Annotated in this window: 16 protein-coding genes; 8 read left to right on the forward strand and 8 right to left on the reverse strand. The window is 56.6% G+C overall.

Features of this window, described 5'->3' with window-relative positions; translation table 11 throughout:
• Nucleotides 1–112: 112 nt before the first annotated feature.
• From M2418_RS09355 to M2418_RS09375, 5 genes are all read left to right on the forward strand, one after another.
• Nucleotides 113–835, forward strand: a complete 723-nt coding sequence (locus M2418_RS09355) for a FadR/GntR family transcriptional regulator (protein WP_259146123.1) — start codon at nt 113–115, stop codon at nt 833–835.
• 165 nt (nt 836–1,000) lie between these two features.
• Nucleotides 1,001–2,362, forward strand: coding sequence for a bifunctional UDP-N-acetylglucosamine diphosphorylase/glucosamine-1-phosphate N-acetyltransferase GlmU (gene glmU / locus M2418_RS09360; RefSeq protein WP_259146124.1), 1,362 nt, complete (start codon nt 1,001–1,003; stop codon nt 2,360–2,362).
• A gap of 102 nt (nt 2,363–2,464) precedes the next feature.
• Entirely contained in the window at nt 2,465–4,291 is a 1,827-nt protein-coding gene (glmS, locus tag M2418_RS09365) for a glutamine--fructose-6-phosphate transaminase (isomerizing) (RefSeq protein WP_259146126.1), read from the forward strand.
• Nucleotides 4,288–4,791 carry a GNAT family N-acetyltransferase gene (locus M2418_RS09370; RefSeq protein WP_259146127.1) on the forward strand — a complete coding sequence of 168 codons (504 nt, stop codon included), beginning with the start codon at nt 4,288–4,290 and terminating at the stop codon, nt 4,789–4,791. The genes glmS and M2418_RS09370 overlap by 4 nt, the downstream gene beginning before the upstream one ends.
• A gap of 37 nt (nt 4,792–4,828) precedes the next feature.
• Complete coding sequence (locus M2418_RS09375; protein ID WP_250985899.1) at nt 4,829–5,482, forward strand: DUF502 domain-containing protein; 654 nt, start codon at nt 4,829–4,831, stop codon at nt 5,480–5,482.
• Between the two features lie 251 nt (nt 5,483–5,733).
• On the opposite strand, the gene M2418_RS09380 is transcribed toward M2418_RS09375, so the two are convergent.
• Nucleotides 5,734–6,021, reverse strand: coding sequence for a hypothetical protein (locus M2418_RS09380; protein ID WP_259146128.1), 288 nt, complete (start codon nt 6,019–6,021; stop codon nt 5,734–5,736).
• Between the two features lie 15 nt (nt 6,022–6,036).
• Nucleotides 6,037–8,142 carry an ATP-dependent DNA helicase RecG gene (recG, locus tag M2418_RS09385; RefSeq protein WP_259146644.1) on the reverse strand — a complete coding sequence of 702 codons (2,106 nt, stop codon included), beginning with the start codon at nt 8,140–8,142 and terminating at the stop codon, nt 6,037–6,039.
• A gap of 318 nt (nt 8,143–8,460) precedes the next feature.
• Here recG and M2418_RS09390 point away from each other — a divergent pair, with 318 nt between their 5' ends.
• Complete coding sequence (locus tag M2418_RS09390; protein WP_259146129.1) at nt 8,461–8,757, forward strand: succinate dehydrogenase assembly factor 2; 297 nt, start codon at nt 8,461–8,463, stop codon at nt 8,755–8,757.
• Between the two features lie 144 nt (nt 8,758–8,901).
• A complete protein-coding gene (gene mfd / locus M2418_RS09395) occupies nt 8,902–12,399 on the forward strand; it encodes a transcription-repair coupling factor (RefSeq protein WP_192490971.1) in 3,498 nt (1,165 codons plus the stop codon).
• Nucleotides 12,400–12,403: 4 nt separating this feature from the next.
• Here mfd and M2418_RS09400 read toward each other — a convergent pair whose 3' ends face one another.
• The 4 genes from M2418_RS09400 to M2418_RS09415 form a co-directional block, all read right to left on the reverse strand.
• Nucleotides 12,404–13,405, reverse strand: coding sequence for a hypothetical protein (locus tag M2418_RS09400; protein ID WP_259146130.1), 1,002 nt, complete (start codon nt 13,403–13,405; stop codon nt 12,404–12,406).
• A 168-nt stretch (nt 13,406–13,573) separates the two neighbouring features.
• Nucleotides 13,574–14,518, reverse strand: a complete 945-nt coding sequence (locus tag M2418_RS09405) for a DMT family transporter (protein WP_259146131.1) — start codon at nt 14,516–14,518, stop codon at nt 13,574–13,576.
• Nucleotides 14,519–14,574: 56 nt separating this feature from the next.
• Nucleotides 14,575–15,246: a DsbA family oxidoreductase gene (locus tag M2418_RS09410; protein ID WP_259146132.1), complete on the reverse strand. Its 672-nt coding sequence runs from the start codon at nt 15,244–15,246 to the stop codon at nt 14,575–14,577.
• 149 nt (nt 15,247–15,395) lie between these two features.
• On the reverse strand, nt 15,396–17,225 hold the full coding sequence (locus tag M2418_RS09415) for an extracellular solute-binding protein (protein WP_259146133.1): 1,830 nt from the start codon (nt 17,223–17,225) through the stop codon (nt 15,396–15,398).
• A 276-nt stretch (nt 17,226–17,501) separates the two neighbouring features.
• Here M2418_RS09415 and M2418_RS09420 point away from each other — a divergent pair, with 276 nt between their 5' ends.
• Nucleotides 17,502–18,149, forward strand: coding sequence for an invasion associated locus B family protein (locus M2418_RS09420; protein ID WP_192490976.1), 648 nt, complete (start codon nt 17,502–17,504; stop codon nt 18,147–18,149).
• Between the two features lie 144 nt (nt 18,150–18,293).
• On the opposite strand, the gene hspQ is transcribed toward M2418_RS09420, so the two are convergent.
• Together hspQ and M2418_RS09430 are read right to left on the reverse strand one after the other, a co-directional pair.
• Nucleotides 18,294–18,623 (reverse strand): heat shock protein HspQ, encoded by a 330-nt coding sequence (gene hspQ / locus M2418_RS09425; protein ID WP_192490977.1) that lies wholly within the window; start codon nt 18,621–18,623, stop codon nt 18,294–18,296.
• A gap of 49 nt (nt 18,624–18,672) precedes the next feature.
• Nucleotides 18,673–19,611 (reverse strand): DMT family transporter, encoded by a 939-nt coding sequence (locus M2418_RS09430; protein WP_259146134.1) that lies wholly within the window; start codon nt 19,609–19,611, stop codon nt 18,673–18,675.
• Nucleotides 19,612–19,684 lie beyond the last annotated feature (73 nt).

The following is a 19,684-nucleotide window of genomic DNA, read 5'->3' on the forward strand; positions in this document are numbered from 1 at the left end:
AACCGACTGAATCGTTACAGATTGAGTGTGTCACACGGGCGATCCGGCAATCGAAACGTCCAATAATAATAATGGGGTCTGGTCTTTGGTTCGAGAAAATCTCGATAATGTCATGAAGGTGGCGCGTCCGCGCACCAGCCATGCGCAGGTCGTTCACAAGCTGGGGCAGGGCATTGTTTCCGGCGAATTTTCAGCCGGTGAGATTTTGCCCGGAGATGCTGAGCTTGTTGGCCGCTTCAAGGTATCCCGCACCATTCTGCGCGAGGCGATGAAAACCCTGACGGCCAAGGGCATGGTGGCGCCGAAGGCAAGAATTGGCACGCGTGTGACTTCGCGCGACAAGTGGAACATGTTCGACAGCGATGTCCTGCACTGGCACTTCGAGACCGGTATCAACACTGAATTTCTGCTGCATCTCTACGACATGCGGTTGGCATTCGAGCCCTTTGCGGCGTCGCTGGCCGCAACACATGCGTCTGATGCCGATCTTGTCAGGCTGGAAATGCTGGCAACCACGATGGGTGATCCTTCGTTTTCCAAGGAAAAGCGCGCCATTGCCGATATGGAGTTTCATATTCTGCTGGCAGAAGTGTCTGGCAATCCGTTCATGCGCACGGTCGGCACGCTGATCAAGGCGTCGCTGATCGGGATTTTCCGCATGAGCAATCCGGAAACCGACAGCAATGAGATTGCCGATGTTTCCCGTACCCATTTGCAGTTGGTGGAGGCGTTGCGCGCCCATGATGCAGCCAATGCCCGCAAGCAGATGGAAACGCTGATCGAGAATGGTCGCAACCAGATCATGTCTTTTGTGAATTCCCGCACGACCGCCTGATATTTGCGGATTATCCACGTTTTGCTGCCATTTTTAGAAGCCAAACGTGGATTTCTTAAGCTGTGCGCTGTAACTCATCACGCAAACGTATAAATACGCGAACTGAATGGTACTTGGATAAATGCCTGCCGGACGGGGTGCCCGTCGCTGCAGCATGGAGGTTTTATGGAACGTAGTTGTCTTTCTGTTATTCTGGCTGCGGGCGAAAGCACGCGCATGAAATCCTCCATATCGAAGGTTCTGCATCCCGTTGCTGGCCGGCCGATGATTGCCCATGTCATGCAGGCGATTGCAGGTGCTGGGGTCAGTACCGCAGCACTCGTGGTTGGCCGCGATGCCGAAAACGTCAGCAGGGCTGCCGAACGGCCGGATGTCGAGGTTGAATCCTATCTCCAGAAAGAGCGCCTTGGCACTGGCAACGCCGTGCTAGCAGCAAAGGCGGCAATCGAGCGTGGATATGATGACGTTCTGATTGCTTACGGCGATGTACCGCTGTTGACGTCTGAGACGCTGAATGCGGCGCGGGCAGAACTGGCGCAGGATGTTGATGTTGTGGTCATCGGTTTCCACACCGCCAACCCGACCGGTTATGGTCGTCTGCTGGTGGAAAATGGTGAGCTGGTTGCTATCCGTGAGGAAAAGGACGCCACGGACGAGGAGCGCAAGGTTACCTGGTGCAACAGCGGCCTGATGGCGATCAAGGGTGCCAAGGCACTGGACCTTTTGAACCGCATTGGCAACAACAATGCCAAGGGCGAATATTACCTGACCGACATCGTGGAAATTGCCCGCTCGCTGGGCGGCAAGACCGTTGCCATCGATGCGCCGGAAACTGAACTGACCGGCTGCAACAACCGCGCGGAGCTGGCCTATGTCGAGCGTCTGTGGCAGGAGCGTCGCCGCAATGAGCTGATGATTTCGGGCGTGTCGATGATTGCGCCGGAAACCGTATTCCTGTCCTGGGACACTGCGATTGGCCGGGACGCGCTGATTGAGCCGAATGTGGTGATTGGACCCGGCGTGACCATTGAAAGCGGCGCGGTTATTCACGCCTTTTCGCATCTGGAAGGTGCCTATGTCAGCGCCGGCGCCACGGTTGGTCCATATGCGCGGCTTCGCCCCGGTGCCAATCTGGCCGCAGATGCCAAGGTCGGCAATTTCTGTGAGGTCAAGAAGGCCGAGATCGGCGCTGGCGCCAAGGTCAACCATCTGACTTACATTGGCGACGCCTTTGTCGGCGCTGGCAGCAATATTGGTGCCGGTACGATCACCTGCAACTATGACGGCATCAACAAACACATCACCAGAATCGGTGAGGGTGCCTTTATCGGCTCTAACTCCTCGCTGGTCGCACCGGTCAGCGTTGGCGATGGTGCCTATGTGGCTTCCGGCAGCGTGATCACCGCAGATGTGCCTGCCGATGCGCTGGCGTTGGGCCGTGCGCGCCAGGAGATAAAGGAAGGTCGTGCAACGGTAATTCGTGAGCGGGCAAAGGCACTTAAGGCGGAAAAGAGTAAGAAGGCCTGACCTTCGTTACCGGCCGAAACCGAAAGTGACCGGCGACGGAATTGCGGATTTCCGCGAAATGATTAGGACTGGCGGCCATAGAAGTGCCGTATGGAGAATTGCATGTGCGGAATTGTCGGAATTGTCGGAACACAGCCGGTATCGGAGCGTCTTGTCGATGCGCTGAAACGCCTCGAATATCGTGGTTATGATTCTGCCGGTGTCGCAACCATTGATAATGGCGTGATGGCCCGTCGCCGCGCCGAGGGCAAACTTTTCAACCTTGAAAAAAGACTGGCCGACGAGCCTCTGCCAGGTAAGACAGGCATTGCCCACACCCGTTGGGCAACCCACGGCGTGCCGAACGAAACCAATGCCCACCCGCATTTCATTGATGGCGTCGCGGTTGTTCACAACGGCATTATCGAAAACTTCTCCGAACTGCGTGACGAGCTTTCCGCCGAAGGTGCTGTGTTTACCACCCAGACCGATACGGAAGTTGTGGCACAGCTGCTGGCCAAGTTTACCCGCGAAGGCCTTGGCCACCGCGAAGCCATGCTGGCCATGCTGAACCGTGTCACCGGCGCTTACGCACTGGTGGTGATGTTCCAGGATGATCCCGACACGCTGCTGGCCGCCCGTTTTGGACCGCCGCTTGCGGTTGGGTACGGCAAGGGTGAAATGTTCCTCGGTTCAGACGCCATTGCGCTGTCGCCGTTCACCAATGAAATCAGCTACCTGGTGGATGGTGACTGTGCGGTTGTGACCCATGCTGGTGCCGATATTACCGATTTTACCGGCAAACCTGTCACCCGCGCCCGCCAGATTTCGCAGGCAACCGCATACGTGGTCGACAAGGGCAACCACCGCCACTTCATGGAAAAGGAAATCTACGAACAGCCGGAAGTGATTTCGCATGCGCTGAGCCACTATGTGGACTTTGCTGCCGGCGCCATCAAGCCGATTGACCCGGCGATTGATTTCTCCAAGGTTTCCGGTCTGGCCATTTCCGCATGCGGCACGGCCTATCTGTCAGGCCTGGTTGGCAAATACTGGTTTGAGCGTTATGCGCGCCTGCCGGTGGAAATCGACGTGGCCTCCGAGTTCCGTTACCGCGAAATGCCGTTGTTGCCGACACAGGCGGCGCTGTTCATTTCGCAGTCCGGTGAAACGGCTGATACGCTGGCCTCGCTGCGCTATTGCAAGGATGCCGGTTTGAAGATTGGCGCCGTGGTCAATGTCAAGGAATCGACGATTGCGCGTGAATCCGACGCCATCTTCCCGATCCTGGCCGGTCCGGAAATCGGCGTTGCCTCGACCAAGGCGTTTACCTGCCAGCTCGCGGTGCTGGCTTCGCTTGCCGTTGCGGCAGGCAAGGCACGCGGCACCATTACGCCGGAGCAGGAAAAGGAAATCGTCAAACATCTCATCGAGATGCCGCGTGTGATGAGTTCCATTCTCAACAGCATCCAACCACAGATCGAAGCGCTGTCGCGTGACCTGTCACGCTTCAAGGACGTGCTTTATCTCGGCCGTGGAACCAGCTTCCCGCTGGCGCTCGAAGGTGCGTTGAAGCTGAAGGAAATTTCCTACATTCACGCCGAAGGTTATGCCGCTGGCGAGCTGAAACATGGTCCGATTGCGCTGATCGACGAGAATATGCCTGTCATCGTCATTGCACCGTATGACCGGTTCTTTGAAAAGACCGTGTCCAACATGCAGGAAGTGGCAGCCCGCGGCGGCAAGATCATTTTCATCACCGATGAAAAGGGTGCCGCAGCCTCCAAGCTGCCGACCATGGCAACGATCATTCTGCCGAATGTCGATGAAATCACCACGCCGATGGTGTTCTCTCTGCCAATCCAGCTGCTCGCCTACCACACTGCTGTGTTCATGGGCACGGATGTGGACCAGCCGCGTAACCTGGCAAAATCGGTCACCGTGGAATGATCATCCGTCCCGAAAAGCCTGCCGATGCTGAGGCAATCTCCGCAGTAACGCAAGCGGCGTTTCGGGACATGGAACAGAGCGATCAGACCGAGCATCTGATTATCGATCGGTTAAGGGCGGCAGACGCCCTGACCATTTCTCTTGTGGCGGAAGACAGCGAAGGCATTGTGGGACACATTGCCTTTTCGCATGTCAGCGTGGAAGGTGAAGGCAGTTGGTACGGGCTTGGCCCGCTGTCAGTTGCGCCGGAACGGCAGGGGCAGGGCATTGGCAGCCGTCTGGTAAAGGCGGGGCTGGATATGCTGGAGCGCATGCAGGCCGCAGGCTGCGTTGTCGCTGGCGATCCGGAGTTTTACGGCCGCTTCGGTTTTGTAAATTCCGAGACGCTGAACACCGACGGCATACCTAACGAATATTTCATGTTCGTCAGCTTGCATGGCAACAAGCCATCCGGCATTGTGCATTATCACCCGGGTTTTTACGGCGATGCGGGCACATAGTTGCAGGCGCAGATTGCCGCCACAAAATGAATGAGTAATGGCCGATAACCCCCTCAGAATTTCGCTTGCCTCACGTATCAGGAACAATTTCCTGACGGGCGTCATCATACTTGCGCCTGTTGCGATAACCATCTGGATTGTTTGGTCTTTCCTGCAGTGGGCAGATAGCTGGGTCAAACCCTACATTCCCGCACGTTACGACCCGGAGCAGTATTTCGACATTGCCATTCCAGGCTTTGGCCTGCTGATTGCGATGGTTGGCATTACCATCATTGGCTTTCTCGGCAACAACCTGATTGGCAAATGGGTTGTCGGTTTCAGCGAATCTCTCGTCAATCGCATGCCGCTGGTTCGCCCGGTCTATAAGAGCCTGAAACAGATTTTCGAATCCGTTCTGAAGGAGCATTCCAGCTCGTTCAAGAAGGTCGGCATGATCGAGTTTCCATCATCCGGCACCTGGGCGCTGGTATTCGTGTCGTCCGACGCCAAAGGTGAACTTGCCTATCGTTTTAACGAGATGGGGCAGGAAATGGTGGCTGTGTTTCTGCCGCCAACCCCGGTACCGACAGCGGGTTTCCTGCTGTTCGTGCCCAAGGACAAGATCATCATGTTGGACATGACGCCTGAAGACGGCGCCAAGTTGCTGATATCAGGCGGTCTGGTGGCACCTGACTTCAAGCTGCCGGGGTGATGGTGGCTGCGCTTGACTACGGAAACCACACGCTGATCTGACCCCTCACTTGCAATTTCTGACACTTAAGGGCTTCGCGCGCTTCAAGATGTTGAAATCGCTTTCTCTCCCACAAGGGGAGAGATAAGGCGGGTGCTGAGCCGCTTGCGCCTTTACCTCTACCCTTGTGGGAGAGGAAGAAAAATCATCACCTTAGCTTGCTAAATGATAGATTTTTCAGGTGAGGGGTTTTGCCATGGGGCAATTCAACCTCAGGAATAATCATCCTCGTCATAGATGTTGTCATTGTCCTGTTCGGCGCGCTCGCTGTTGGAGGAATAGAACACTGGCACGAACATGCGCATATAGACGAATTTTACCGTCCAGCCTTCGTCCTGCGCCTCTTTCCATTGTTTCTTGCGCTTCTTTTTCTTGCGGAACTTGGAGGCAATGGCCTTGGCTTCCGTGTGGCGGAAGCTGTCCGGTTGCAGGATGTTATCCGGCGAACAAAGGGCATAGCCCTTTGTATAGGCCGACGGCGGTCTGATATCTGTGGTCATGATGTTTTCCTGACATTACCCTGCATGCAGGAAGCGAATGGCCTCATCCCGGCGGTGAAGATAAAGAAGAACGCGCAAGTTCTGGCCACGCGGGCTGGTAAGCTCCGGGTCGCGGTCAATCATATAGGCGGCGTCCTTGCGGGCGATTTCCAGGAGGTCGGAATGGGCTTCGAGGCTGGCGATCTTGAAACCCGGCGTCCCTGACTGGCGGGTGCCGAGAACCTCACCTTCACCGCGCAGTTTCAGGTCTTCCTCGGCAATCAGGAAACCGTCTTCGCTGTCGCGCAGGATGGAAAGTCGCGCCTTTCCGGTTTCGCCCAGCGGCCCCTTGTAAAGCAGAATACAGGTGGAGGCTTCATCACCACGTCCGACACGGCCGCGCAGCTGGTGAAGCTGGGCAAGGCCGAAGCGTTCGGCATGTTCAATGACCATGATGGTGGCGTCGGGCACGTCAACACCCACTTCAACCACGGTGGTTGCGACCAGAAGCCGTGTTTCGCCATTCTTGAAGGCCAGCATGGCTGCGTCTTTTTCCGGACCGCTCAAGCGGCCGTGAATGAGACCGATCGGTGCATTGATGGCCTTTGAGAGAATGCCGTGGCGCTCCTCGGCCGACATCAGGTCGACTTCTTCTGACTCTTCGACCAGCGGGCAAATCCAGTAGGCCTTCTTGCCCTCTGCAATAGCGCTGCGCAGTCGGTCGATAATGTCGCCCAAACGTTCGGTCGGGATGGTCACGGTCTGGATGGGTTTGCGGCCGGCCGGTTTTTCCGTGAGCTTTGACACATCCATGTCGCCAAAGGCGGCCAGCACCAGCGTGCGGGGAATGGGTGTGGCAGTCATGACCAGCATATGCGGCGTGATGCCCTTGGCTGTCAGCCGCAGGCGCTGGTGCACGCCAAAACGATGCTGCTCGTCCACCACGGCTAAAAGCAGGTTCTTGTAGTTGACGCTGTCCTGAAACAGCGCGTGGGTGCCGATGATGATCTGCGCCTCGCCAGAGGCAATGCGTTCCTCAATCGCCTGGCGTTCCTTGCCCTTGGTGCGGCCGGTCAGAACCTCAACCGTGATATTGGCCGCGGCAGCAAATCGCGAAATCGTGGCGTGGTGCTGGCGGGCCAGAATTTCTGTCGGGGCCATCAGCACGGCCTGTCCGCCGGCCTCGACCACCGTTGCCATGGCCATCAGGGCCACAAGGGTTTTGCCGGCACCGACGTCCCCCTGCAACAGGCGCAGCATTCTAGTGTCACCGGCCATGTCTTTCAGGATGTCGTCGACTGCAGCCCGCTGGCTGTTGGTCATGGAAAAGGGCAAAGCGTGCAGGATGCTGGCGGCCATGTCCCCCTTCACGACCACAGGATTGCCCGCAACCTTGCGCAGCCTTTGGCGCACCAGGGTCAGCGAGAGCTGCCCGGCCAGGAACTCGTCATAAGCAAGCCTGCGGCGGCTGATCGACTGCGGATCGATATCCAGCCCATCGCGCGGGTCATGCAGCAGGCGGAAACTTTCTCGGGCGTCGTGAAAACCCTGTCGTACCATCAGGGTTTCATCAATCCATTCCGGCAAATCCGGCAGTCTGGTCACGGCATTATCTATGGCCTTGCGTAGCACCTTGGCGGAAAGACCTGCGGTCAGCGGATAAACCGGCTCGATCAGCGGCAGGTTTTCTGCCTCCGAGGCTTTGACCATAAAATCGGGATGCACCATGGAGGCGCGACCGTTAAACCAGTCGACCTTGCCACTGATCAGAACTTCCTCGTCAATCGGCAGCGCCTTCATCAGCCAGTCGCCCTTGGCATGGAAAAAGGTCAGCGCCAACTCGCCGGTATCATCATGAATGAACACGCGGTAGGGAACCGAGCGATTGCCGGGTGGTGGTGGCTGGTGGCGGTCCACACGTCCCTTGATGGTGACAATGGAGCCGGTTGGTGCCAGCGCAATGCCGGGCTGGTTTCTGCGGTCGATAACGCCTGACGGGGCGTGAAACAGCAGGTCGATGACACGGCAGTCATCGGCATTTTCGCGGCCCAGCAACCTTGCCAACAGGTCGGCAAGTTTCGGACCGACGCCCGGCAGTGTCGAGATGGAGGCAAATAACGGATCAAGCAGTGTTGGGCGCATGGCGGCAAAATCGGGGAAGGTGTCGTTCAATGCAAGAGCTGCCAGCAGATAAACAGCGTTTTTTCACCACCAGTTTGCGGATGTGACGCAAATAAATGCACAAAACAGGTTCCCAAACGTTCCTGTCCTGTTCTATAGGAGATCGAAATATATAAGGCATGAATTGAAGGGCACGCTGGCAGTTTGCATCCGGTTGTTTTCACGCAATGTTCGGCTGTTCCTGTTGTCTGTGATAACAACTGACAACAGGGGTGGAATGAAGCGGCAGATGGCATGACCGGATCGCGTATCGTGCACCCGTACAGGAAGGAAAATACGATGACAGGACTGGTGAGAAGCAGCGTGGACCTCGATGAGCGTCGCAGACGGATCCTCTACCGTTGCTGGCATCGTGGTATCCGCGAAATGGATCTGGTGCTGGGCCAGTTTGCCGAGGAAAACATTGCCGATCTTACGGATGTGGAACTGGACGAGCTGGAAGTCATTATGGACGAGGAAGACAATGATCTCGTAAAGATGGTGACGGAAGCTCTGCCTGTGCCAGAACGTTTCCAGACACCGCTGTTTGAACGCATTGCCTCCTACCGGCCAGACTTCGATCCGGTCACCAACTGATCAGGCCGGTTACCAACTGATCAGGGCTCGCCGCATGAAACGGCTTCATGCGTCACGCTTTAACTGTTTGTTTTTACGCATGTCGTTTCGCAAAAACCGTTCTGTTTTTCTGCGGCATGCGTCAAGTTTGTGAAGTACACGCCCATGATCCCCGGTTTTGACGCCAAGACAGTTCTTTCCTTCGATACATCCCTGACCATCGGCAATGTACCGTCAGGCATGGAAGCGATCTTGCTTGCTGAGATGGCGCGCACCGGGCAATCCATCGCCTATGTAATGTCGGATGGCCAGCGCATGGCCGATCTTGAGCAAATGCTGGGTTTCGTGGCACCTGACATTCCGGTGCTAACACTGCCTGCCTGGGATTGCTTGCCCTATGACCGCGTGTCACCCAGTGCCGACACTTCGGCAAGGCGGCTGGCGGCACTGTCCGGCCTGATCAGCCACGGCAAGAAACCGCATCCGGCCATCGTGCTCGTCACCGTCAATGCCATGCTGCAGAAGATGGCACCGCGCGACATCATTGAAAGTCTGGCGTTTTCGGCCAAGCCCGGCAACCAGATCCGGATGGATGACATTGCTGCACGGCTGGAGCGCAACGGTTTTGACCGTGTAGCGACGGTGCGTGAAGTCGGCGAATTTGCCGTGCGTGGTGGCATTCTCGACGTGTTCGTTCCCGGCACGGAAGAACCTGTGCGCCTGGACTTTTTTGGCGATACGCTGGAAAGTATCCGCACCTTCGATCCGGCCAGCCAGCGCACCATCGGACAGGCGCGTTCGCTGGATCTCAACCCGATGAGCGAAGTGACGCTGACACCGGATACGATTGCCCGTTTCCGCAAGAATTACCTGTCGCTGTTTGGTGCCGCGACCCGCGACGATGCGCTCTATCAGGCCGTATCCGAAGGCCGCCGTTATGCCGGCATGGAACACTGGCTGCCGCTGTTTTACGAAAAGCTGGAAACGGCCTTCGATTATCTCGCAGGCTTCCGCATCGTCACCGACCATACGGCACGCGAGGCGGCGGCCGAACGCTCCAAGTTGGTGCTGGATTATTTTGAAGCGCGCCGCACCTCCGGCGAGACCAAGGGCGCAACACAGGGCGCACCGTACAAGCCGGTATCCCCGGGCCAGCTCTACCTTGACGGAAAGGGCTTCGAGGCGACGCTGGAGGCCGTCAGCGCCATTCGCCTGACACCGTTCAATGAACATGATGTTGCCGGTCGGCCGGTTGCGACGCTGGATGCCCATACCGGGCCACGGTGGGCACGGCCCGTCACCGAAAATACCGATGAAGAGCGGGTCAACGTGTTTGATCTTGCCGTCAAGCACATTGCAGACAAGCGCGCCAAGGGCTGGAAGGTGCTGATTACCGGCTGGTCGGAAGGTTCTCTCGACCGCCTGTTGCAGGTGTTGAACGAACACGGTCTCGAAAAGATCAAGCCGATACAGGCGCTGAAAGAGGTAGACAAGCTCGGCAAGGGCGAGGCGGCGTCTGCGGTGCTAAGCCTTGAAGCGGGCTTTGAAACCGGCAATCTCGCTGTCATTGGCGAACAGGATATTCTCGGCGACCGTATGGTGCGCCGCTCCAAGCGTCGCAAGCGGGCCGCCGACTTCATTTCGGAAGTGGCCGGTCTCGATGTCGGTTCGCTGGTCGTGCATGCTGAACATGGTATCGGCAAGTTCGTCGGGCTTCGCACCATTGAGGCTGCGGGTGCGCCACGTGACTGCCTGGAACTGCATTATGCCGATGATGCCAAGCTGTTCCTGCCGGTCGAAAACATCGATCTTCTGTCGCGTTACGGTTCCGATGCTGCCGAAGCGCAACTCGACAAGCTGGGCGGTGGCGCCTGGCAGATGCGCAAGGCCAAGCTCAAGAAACGCCTTTTGGATATGGCTGGCGATCTTATTCGCGTGGCGGCCGAACGCATGGTGCGCAAGGCACCGGTGCTGGTGGCGCCGGATGGTCTTTACGACGAGTTTGCGGCGCGTTTCCCCTATGATGAAACCGAAGACCAGCTGAACGCCATCGATTCCATCCGCGACGATCTCGGTCTTGGCCGGCCAATGGACCGCCTGATTTGCGGTGACGTGGGCTTTGGCAAGACAGAAGTTGCGCTGCGTGCTGCTTTCCTCGCCGCCATGAATGGCGTGCAGGTGGCGGTTGTCGTGCCAACCACGCTGTTGGCCCGCCAGCACTTCCGTACCTTCTCGGAACGTTTCCGTGGCCTGCCAATCCGCGTGCAACAGGCCTCGCGTCTTGTTGGCACCAAGGAACTGGCGCTGACCAAAAAGGAAGTGGCCGAGGGCAAGACGGATATCGTCGTTGGTACCCATGCGCTGCTCGGTCAGGGCATCAGCTTTGCCAATCTTGGCCTGCTGATTATCGATGAAGAGCAGCATTTCGGCGTCAAACACAAGGAACGTTTGAAGGAGCTGAAAGGCGATATTCACGTGCTGACGCTGTCTGCCACGCCTATTCCGCGTACCCTGCAGCTGGCGATGACCGGGGTGCGCGAATTGTCGCTGATCACCACGCCGCCGGTTGACCGCATGGCGGTGCGCACCTTCATTTCGCCGTTTGACGCGCTGGTCATTCGCGAAACGCTGATGCGTGAACATTACCGTGGCGGCCAGAGTTTCTATGTCTGCCCGCGTCTGGCCGACCTTGCCGACATTCATGCCTTCCTGCAATCGGATGTGCCGGAGCTGCGTGTTGCCGTCGCCCACGGCCAGATGGCGGCCGGTGAACTGGAAGACATCATGAATGCCTTCTATGACGGCAAATATGACGTGCTGCTGTCCACCACCATCGTCGAATCCGGGCTTGATGTGCCGACGGCTAATACGCTGATCGTACACCGAGCCGACATGTTTGGCCTGGCGCAGCTTTACCAGCTGCGTGGTCGTGTCGGTCGTTCCAAGGTTCGGGCTTTCGCGCTGTTTACCCTGCCGGTCAACAAGGTGCTGACAACCATGGCCGAGCGCCGGTTGAAGGTGCTGCAGTCACTCGACACGCTGGGAGCCGGTTTCCAGCTGGCCAGCCATGATCTAGATATTCGTGGTGCCGGCAATCTGCTGGGCGAAGAACAGTCGGGCCATATCAAGGAAGTCGGTTTTGAACTCTACCAGCAGATGCTGGAAGAGGCGGTTGCCGAAGTGAAAGGCGATGACGATGTGCAGGAAAGCGGCTGGTCGCCGCAGATCTCGCTTGGCACATCGGTGATGATCCCGGAAAATTACGTGCCGGATCTGCATCTGCGCATGGGTCTTTACCGTCGCCTTGGCGAACTGACCGAGCTTTCGGAAATCGATGGTTTCGGTGCGGAGATGATCGACCGTTTCGGCCCGTTGCCAAAGGAAGTACAGCACCTGCTCAAGGTGGTTTACATCAAGTCGCTGTGCCGCACCGCCAATGTCGAAAAGCTGGATGCTGGCCCGAAGGGCGTTGTCGTGCAGTTCCGCAACCGCGAATTCCCGAACCCGGCCGGTCTGGTCGGGTACATCGCCAAGCAGGGCTCACTGGCCAAGATCAGGCCGGATCACAGCGTGTTCCTGACCCGCGACCTGCCGACGCCGGAAAAACGTCTGGCCGGTGCAGCCATGGTCATGACGCAACTGGCGGAACTGGCAAAGGGCTGAGAGACTATCGGGGCAGGGTGGCCAGCACCTTGCCTGCCCGGTCCAGCACTGTGCCATCAGGCGGCAGCAGAATGGCGTCATCCTCGACGCCTTCCTTCGGCGTCAGCAGCCAGGCATTTGGGTAACCGTCGCGGATATGGCGCGGATTAAAGCGGATGAGGGTGCCGGCAGGATAGGTATCTTCGCCAAAACTCGTGTCTTTGGCCAAGCTGCCGCTGCTGACTTCATAGAGTTTTTTGTGTTCGTCCAACATGATGCGCGGGCTTGAAATCTCCAGCCCGTCGACCAGCACGGTCTTGTCACGTGGTATGTCCATCACCCAGCGGTCGGTATCGGTAAAACCATCGGTGTAGACATTGCCGGTTGAGGTCCAGACTTCCGTGCCAGAGGGCAGGCTTATGCCATCTGCCACATTGCCTGCCGCCAGCACGCAGCGCTTGAAGGCTTTGACGCTGCCATCTTCATTCACGTCAAATTCCACTGGGGTTGTTGCCATGCAGGTCCAGCCCTGCTGTTCGCTCGTGCCTTCGCCGACGACCCGCATATTATCCGGCGCAAACCCGGTGACATTGTAGCTGTCGTCATATTTGATGGCGATGTAACGATCGACAGCCAGCGCATTGATACCGGCAATCTCGACCGGATGCGGGAAGGTGGCGCGGCCGAATGATTCCAGTTTCTGGGCCGCCGCCAGGCGCAGTTTGGTGCCTTCGGGCATGTCGATCTGGCCAATGCGCTGCGGCTTATCAAGCGTCGGCTGGAAATTTGTTTCCCGCTCCCTGTCCAGTGCGCGCAGTTCCAGCGAGACAGTAACGACATGGTAGATGGTGTAAATTGCCATGAATGTGGTCGTGCCATAGATCAGCATGGCGAGCATGGGCCAAGGCTTGTTGGTTTTGCGGAAAAACAACAGCCATATGGTCCAGACCAGCCAGACGATGGTGGCAAGGAAAAACAGGCCGAGAAGTGCCAGAAATTCTACGGAAGGAAGTGCGACGGGTATCATGACATGCCGAGGTGAGTTATGCGCTGACCCTCAACAGAGGGTATTGATGCACCTTGGTTTAAACGTCACGGCGTCTGATGGCCAGACCATCATAGGGCCAATGTCAACGGTGGGATTTGAACCCCGAAACCGTCATGGGTTTCGGGGCGCTGTGTTCAAAGCGAGCTTTCAGGCCTTGGTATCTGTGTCTTGGTTTTCCGGTGTGATCGCCAATGCGACGTTCTGATCGGCGGCAACCGAGCTTGGCAGCGGCGTGTGGCGCTGCTTTTCACGGATCAGCGTCAACATGCCGGAACCGATGATCAGCACGATGCCACACAGCATCCATTGGTCGACATGGTCGCCAAAGATCAGATAACCCAACAGAATGGCCCATAACATCTGGCTATATTGAGTTGGGCCAATCACCGTGGCTGGCGCATATTGCGCGGCATACATCAACAGCACGTTGGCAAGTGCCGCAAACAGGCCATATCCGGCGAGCCACAGCCATTGTTCGGCATTGGGTGGCTGGAAATCCGGGATCATGGCCAGACCACAGAGGAACAGCGTGCCGAGAACACCGGCGCCATAAAGCGAAATGTTCTTTTCCGACGGCCCCATGGCGCGGAAGATGACGATGGAGAGCGCACCGCTCAAGCCGCCGATGATCGCGCCGAGATGGCCGATCGACAGTTCACGGAAACCGGGGCGCAGAATGATAAGCACACCGACAAAACCGATGATGACGGCTGACCAGCGCTTGATGCCGACCTGTTCTTTCAGAAACACCACCGACATGATGGTGACGAAGGATGGTAACAGGAAGATCAGTGCAAAGGCTTCTGCCATTGAGAGGTGCGTAAAGGCGGTTACACTGCCAATGGCTCCCATGCCTGACGACACGAAACGAAGCAGCCACAGCGGCCGGTTGGTGGTGCGCAGCACATCGCGCCACTGATCTTTTCTTTTGCGCAGGAATGGAAGGGCAACCGTACCGAACACGGCACCAAAAAATGCCGATTCGATAGGGGAGATTTGCCCCTCGATCAATTTTACGCTGGCATCGCTCCATGCGAATGCGGCGAAGGACGCAAAGGCAATAAGAATGCCTTTCAGTGTGCTGTCGAACACAGGATCAAACTCGAGTTTTTAAGTACGGGGAGTGCCGACAGCGGGAGGTCTGACGGTCAGTTCAATTCCCTATGAGCCTGCTCTTTGAGTTTTGCAATCTCTTTAAAAGCATTGACCAAAACATCCGCAGTTTGTGCACCGCTTATAGCGTACTGATGATCTACAATGAAAAATGGCACTCCATTGACGCCCATTTGCTGCGCTGCATCAATTTCAGCGACAATTGTGTCCTTGTCGGCGTCGGATGCCAGCAGCTTTTCAACCACCTTGCGGTCCATGCCAGCCTGCTCGGCAATGTCGAGAAGAACAGCGTGATCACCGACATTGCGACCCTCTTCAAAGTTGGCCTTGAACAGCAGGGAAATGACCTTGTCCTGCAACTCGCGGTTCTCGGAATGAGCCCAAAGTGCGAGGCGGTGTGCGTCCAGCGTGTTGGGGCCGATCTTGATGGCGTCGAAGTCGAAGGCAATGCCGACTTCCTTGCCGAGATCGGTCAGGATGCCATGGGCCTTTTCAACTTTTTCCTTGCCGCCCAGCTTCTTTTCAAGCTCTACCTTCTGGTCCACACCTTCTGGCGGGTAATCCGGATTCAGGCGGTAAGGGCGCCAGTTGATGTCAAAACCGATCTTGTCCTGCACTTCTGCAATGGCCAGATCGAGCCGCGCCTTGCCGAGGTAGCACCATGGGCAGACCACATCCGAAACGATATCAATAGTAAGCCGCAGCATGGTGTTTCCTTACGTCAATTTTGTAATATGCAGGCATTTATGCATTTCAACGCCGCCATTCAACCGGTTACCTCTACGTAACCGCCCGGTTTTGCCTCATGGCTCCTGGTCCTGGAAGGCAATATTGCCGGGATTATTGGGCGCGCCTGTTATTGAGCTCTATTGTCCCACCATACCGGTTTTTGATAGCCGAAAAGTGGCGTTACATCCGGTTTGCCGAGATGTTTCCAGTGGGCCACCCACTGCGCGCCAATGTAATAAAGCGGAATGACGTAGTGCCCGGACACCAGCAGGCGATCATACCCGCGCACCGCGGCTTCAAAATCCTCGGTGGAGCGTGCCTGCAGCAGCGCCTCGATCATGCGGTCGATATCGGGGTCTGCCGCGCCGGCATAGTTGAAGCTGCCCGGCGCATCTCTGGAGGTCGAATCCCAGCGGTTATATTGCTCGATACCCGGGGACAGCGACGACGGGAACGAGCGGATGATCATATCGTAATCAAAATTGTTTGACCGGGCCTGATACTGACCGTCATCGACAGAGCGAATGGCCATGTTGACGCCAATCAGCTTCAGCGACCGCTGATAGGCCAGTGCAATGCGTTCCTGCGCCGGGTTCTGGGTCATCACCTCAAAGGCCAGTTGTCTGCCATTGGCATCGACCATGCGGCCACCGGTAATCTTGTAACCGGCCTCCTGCAGCAGATCCACGGCCATGCGCAGCACCTTGCGGTCGGCGCCCGAGCCATCGCTTACCGGCATCATATAGGTTCCGGCAAGTATTTCTGGTGACAGGCGCTTGGCGGCATCGCCCAGCAGGGCCAGTTCCTTTTCATTGGCCGGGTTGCCATAGGCACCCAGCGATGAATTTTGCCAGTAACTCTGGGTGCGACTGAAGGCGCCACCGAGAATGTTGCGGTTCAGCCATTCAAAATCCAGCACGTAAGACAGGCCTTCGCGCACCTTTTCATCGGCGAAGATAGGCTTGCGGGTGTTGAACACGAAACCGAACATGCCAGAGGGCAGGCGCGGTTCGAACACTTCTTTCAATATGTCGCCACGATTGGCGGCGGGGAAGTTGTAGGCGCTGCCCCAATGCGACGAATCGGCATTGCCATTAATGGCATCACCTTCCGGATACATGTCGATATCGCCCTTTTTGAAGGCTTCGAACATCGAATTGACCTGCAGGAAATAGGTAATGCTGATTTCGTCGTAATTATCGAAACCGACCTTGGACGGCACATCCTTACCCCAATAATTGGGGTCACGTTCCCAGATGATCTTTTCACCCGGGCGCATCGACTTGATCTTGTAGGGACCAGAGCCGACAACCGGGCCAAGGCCTGCCTTTTCAAAGGTTTCGGGATCGATGGCGTGTTTGGGCAGGATAGGCGTCGATGAGGCGAGAATCAGCGGTGTTTCGCGATTGGCCTTGTCGTTAAAGGTAAAACGAACGCCGTGTTCGCCAACCTTCTCCATTTTTTCCACCGCGGTCAGGCGGTTGTTGAAGGGCGGGCGGCCCTTCTCTTTCAACAGTTCAAGCGTGAACATCACGTCTTCAGGCGTCACGGGTTTACCGTCCTGCCAGCGCGCCTTTGGATTGAGGTTGAACTGGGTGTAGGTGCGCTCGTCGTCCCATTCGACACTTTCGGCCAACAGGCCGTAAAGCGAAAAGGGTTCGTCATTGGACCGTTGCATCAACGGTTCATAAAGCAGGTTGCCGAAATCAGGGTCCCACACGCCGCGTGCGGTGGTGCGCATGCCCCTCAAGACAAAGGGATTGAGGCTATCGAAGGTACCGACCACGCCATAGGCAATCTTGCCGCCCTTTTTAACGTTCGGGTTGACGTAAGGGAAGCTCTTGTAATCTGCCGAAAGGGCAGGTGTGCCGTGCATGGAAATGCCATGGACAGGTTCGGCCAGCGCTGCGCTGCTGAGCAGCAAGGCCGGAATGACAGCCATCAGGCATCTGCGCATTTCATTCTCCTATGCGGAAGTCGGTTGTCTGATTCCTGCGGAATTTACCACAGGCGTCGGTCTACAGACATGAATGGTCGGGAAATCTTAAGGCAGTCGTCAAAATTCTTAAAGAAATGCTGGATATCGACGCATTCGACATGTAACAGGTGTGCCAGAATTGGTGGGTCACGCATTTGCCTCAATTGAAAGACAGTTGAACAGGTAAGCGGATCGCGCCAACGACGGGCATAGGTTCAAAACTGACCCGACCGAATTTCAGGAGACGGAACTCTTATGATGTACAAGGCAAACAAGTTCACCCGGACAGCACTGTCCGCTCTCGTTCTTTCCATTGGCGCCGTTTCCGCCCCGGCTGTTTCCCAGGCTCAGCAGGCTGCGGCTCCGGCTGGCGCACCGCCACTTGGCTGGTTCAAGACTTGCTCCAAGCAGGAAGACAACGACGTTTGCGTCGTTCAGAACGTTGTTCTGGCGCAGAACGGCCAGATGATCACTGCCGTTGGCCTCATCAGCGTTACAGGCAAGGTAAACCGCAAGATCCTGCAGGTTTCCGTGCCGTCCGCACGTCTTATTCCTCCTGGCGTTATGATGCAGATCGACGGCGCCAAGGGCGTTCAGCTTGATTACGCAGTTTGCCTTCCAGACAAGTGCACCGCTGAAGTACCACTGACAGATGCGATGATCGCCAGCCTGAAGAAGGGCAACGAAGTGGTCTTCACATCGATCAACTTCCGCCGCGCACCAAACCCGATCAAGATTGCGCTGAACGGCTTCACCGGTGCGTATGACGGCGAAGCAATCTCGCAGTCGCAGTTGGCTGAAAGCCAGCGCACCCTGCAGGAAGGCATGCAGAAGAAGGCTGAAGAGGCTCGCAAGAAGCTCGAAGCTGCTCAGGAAGCTGCAAAGACTGCACCTGCACAATAATTCGTTTCGCAAGAGACAGAAAAAACCGGCCCCTGTGGCCGGTTTTTTTATGCGCGTTTTTTGGGGTGGGGAGCGTTGGGAGGGGTTATGCTTCCTGCCCGCGCGCCCACAAAAAAACCGGCCTGGGAGGCCGGTTCTGATGATTTAGTGCGACATGATCGGCTTGGGTTTCAAGTGGCCGCCGGAATCCGTATCGAAGATCCTGGTGATGTTGGGATTGCGCAGAGGCTTTCCACTATCGTCATGGATCAGATTCTGTTCCGAAACATAGGCGACATATTCCGTGTCATCGTTTTCGGCCAGCAGGTGATAAAAGGGCTGGTCGCGTTCGGGACGGATTTCTGCCGGTATCGAGTTCCACCATTCTTCCGTATTGGAAAATTCCGCATCGACATCAAAGATAACGCCGCGGAAAGGAAATATCCTGTGACGAACCACTTCTCCGATCGTGAATTTTGCATTTCTTTGCTTCATGGCTGAAACATCCTTTCGAAGAATAATTTGGGACGTCTTGCTGCAGATATCAAGTGTTTATGGTTTTTGGCCCTCTCATGCATCGCCCGATTGGCGCTGTTGCAAGAATAACGCCGCTCATGACAAGAACGATCCCTATGGCGTGATAGGTTTCGAAAGTTTCGGCAAGAAAAAGCCAGGCCAGTACGATGGAAATTGGTGGCATGATGTAGAGCGTCACACCCGCCGTGGTGGGTCCAAACACCCGCACCGTATGGGTAAAACACAGGAATGCCGCCAGTGAAGCGATGAGAATGATGCCGGCCATCTTCATCCATGCGGTGGCGGTAACCGGCAGGCTTCCGCCTTGCGCAAACTCCACCACCGTAATCGGCAACAGCACCAGGGCGCCTGATGCGGCAATCAGGCCAAACAGGCTGAATGACTTGAGCTTGTTGACGGCAGGTTTGCGCAGCAGCAGCGAATAGACCGCAAAGGCAATGGCGGCCGTCAAGATGCCGAAATCGCCAAGGTTGAAGTTGAGGTGCAGCAGCGCGTTGATATCACCCTTCAGCACAATGACGGTCACGCCGGCAAAAGCGATGATCATGCCGGCTACTTCCAGCGGGCGTATCGGCCGGTTCTGGAAAAAGCGCTGGAAGATGATGATGAACAGCGCCGATGTCGTGTAGATCAGCGTGCCGTTGGCAGCAGATGTGTAGTTCAGCGACCAGTAGACGACGCCACCGCAAATGCCCATGCCGAGAAAACCAATGACCAGCCACAACATGCTGTTGTTGCGCACGAAGTCGATGCAAGCCTTGCGGTCGGCATAAACGAAGGGTGCCATGATGAGTGCCGATGCGGTCCAGCGAATGAAGGCGGTGGTGAAGGGGGCGACTTCGCCAATCACGCCGCGGCCGAAAATGATGTTGGTGGCGAAACACAACGGCGCAAGAAGGAAGATGACCCAGTCTAACAGCCGGGGTTGCGAGGTTTCTGCGCTCATGTCTTGTATTCCACTTCAGGCAATGTCTGGCCATACGGCCAGTTCGCATGTCGGTCTGTGCGACCCACGAATA

It is taken from the genome of Rhizobium sp. BIGb0125 (assembly GCF_024810055.1).
Lineage (GTDB): Bacteria > Pseudomonadota > Alphaproteobacteria > Rhizobiales > Rhizobiaceae > Agrobacterium.

Bases quoted from the DNA above. Each gene is read 5' to 3' on its own strand.
- M2418_RS09355 (WP_259146123.1), top strand. From the start codon at position 113: ATGAAGGTGGCGCGTCCGCGCACCAGCCATGCGCAGGTCGTTCACAAG.
- glmU (WP_259146124.1), top strand. From the start codon at position 1,001: ATGGAACGTAGTTGTCTTTCTGTTATTCTGGCTGCGGGCGAAAGCACG.
- glmS (WP_259146126.1), top strand. From the start codon at position 2,465: ATGTGCGGAATTGTCGGAATTGTCGGAACACAGCCGGTATCGGAGCGT.
- M2418_RS09370 (WP_259146127.1), top strand. From the start codon at position 4,288: ATGATCATCCGTCCCGAAAAGCCTGCCGATGCTGAGGCAATCTCCGCA.
- M2418_RS09375 (WP_250985899.1), top strand. From the start codon at position 4,829: ATGGCCGATAACCCCCTCAGAATTTCGCTTGCCTCACGTATCAGGAAC.
- M2418_RS09380 (WP_259146128.1), bottom strand. From the start codon at position 6,021: ATGACCACAGATATCAGACCGCCGTCGGCCTATACAAAGGGCTATGCC.
- recG (WP_259146644.1), bottom strand. From the start codon at position 8,142: ATGCGCCCAACACTGCTTGATCCGTTATTTGCCTCCATCTCGACACTG.
- M2418_RS09390 (WP_259146129.1), top strand. From the start codon at position 8,461: ATGACAGGACTGGTGAGAAGCAGCGTGGACCTCGATGAGCGTCGCAGA.
- mfd (WP_192490971.1), top strand. From the start codon at position 8,902: ATGATCCCCGGTTTTGACGCCAAGACAGTTCTTTCCTTCGATACATCC.
- M2418_RS09400 (WP_259146130.1), bottom strand. From the start codon at position 13,405: ATGATACCCGTCGCACTTCCTTCCGTAGAATTTCTGGCACTTCTCGGC.
- M2418_RS09410 (WP_259146132.1), bottom strand. From the start codon at position 15,246: ATGCTGCGGCTTACTATTGATATCGTTTCGGATGTGGTCTGCCCATGG.
- M2418_RS09415 (WP_259146133.1), bottom strand. From the start codon at position 17,225: ATGCGCAGATGCCTGATGGCTGTCATTCCGGCCTTGCTGCTCAGCAGC.
- M2418_RS09420 (WP_192490976.1), top strand. From the start codon at position 17,502: ATGATGTACAAGGCAAACAAGTTCACCCGGACAGCACTGTCCGCTCTC.
- hspQ (WP_192490977.1), bottom strand. From the start codon at position 18,623: ATGAAGCAAAGAAATGCAAAATTCACGATCGGAGAAGTGGTTCGTCAC.
- M2418_RS09430 (WP_259146134.1), bottom strand. From the start codon at position 19,611: ATGAGCGCAGAAACCTCGCAACCCCGGCTGTTAGACTGGGTCATCTTC.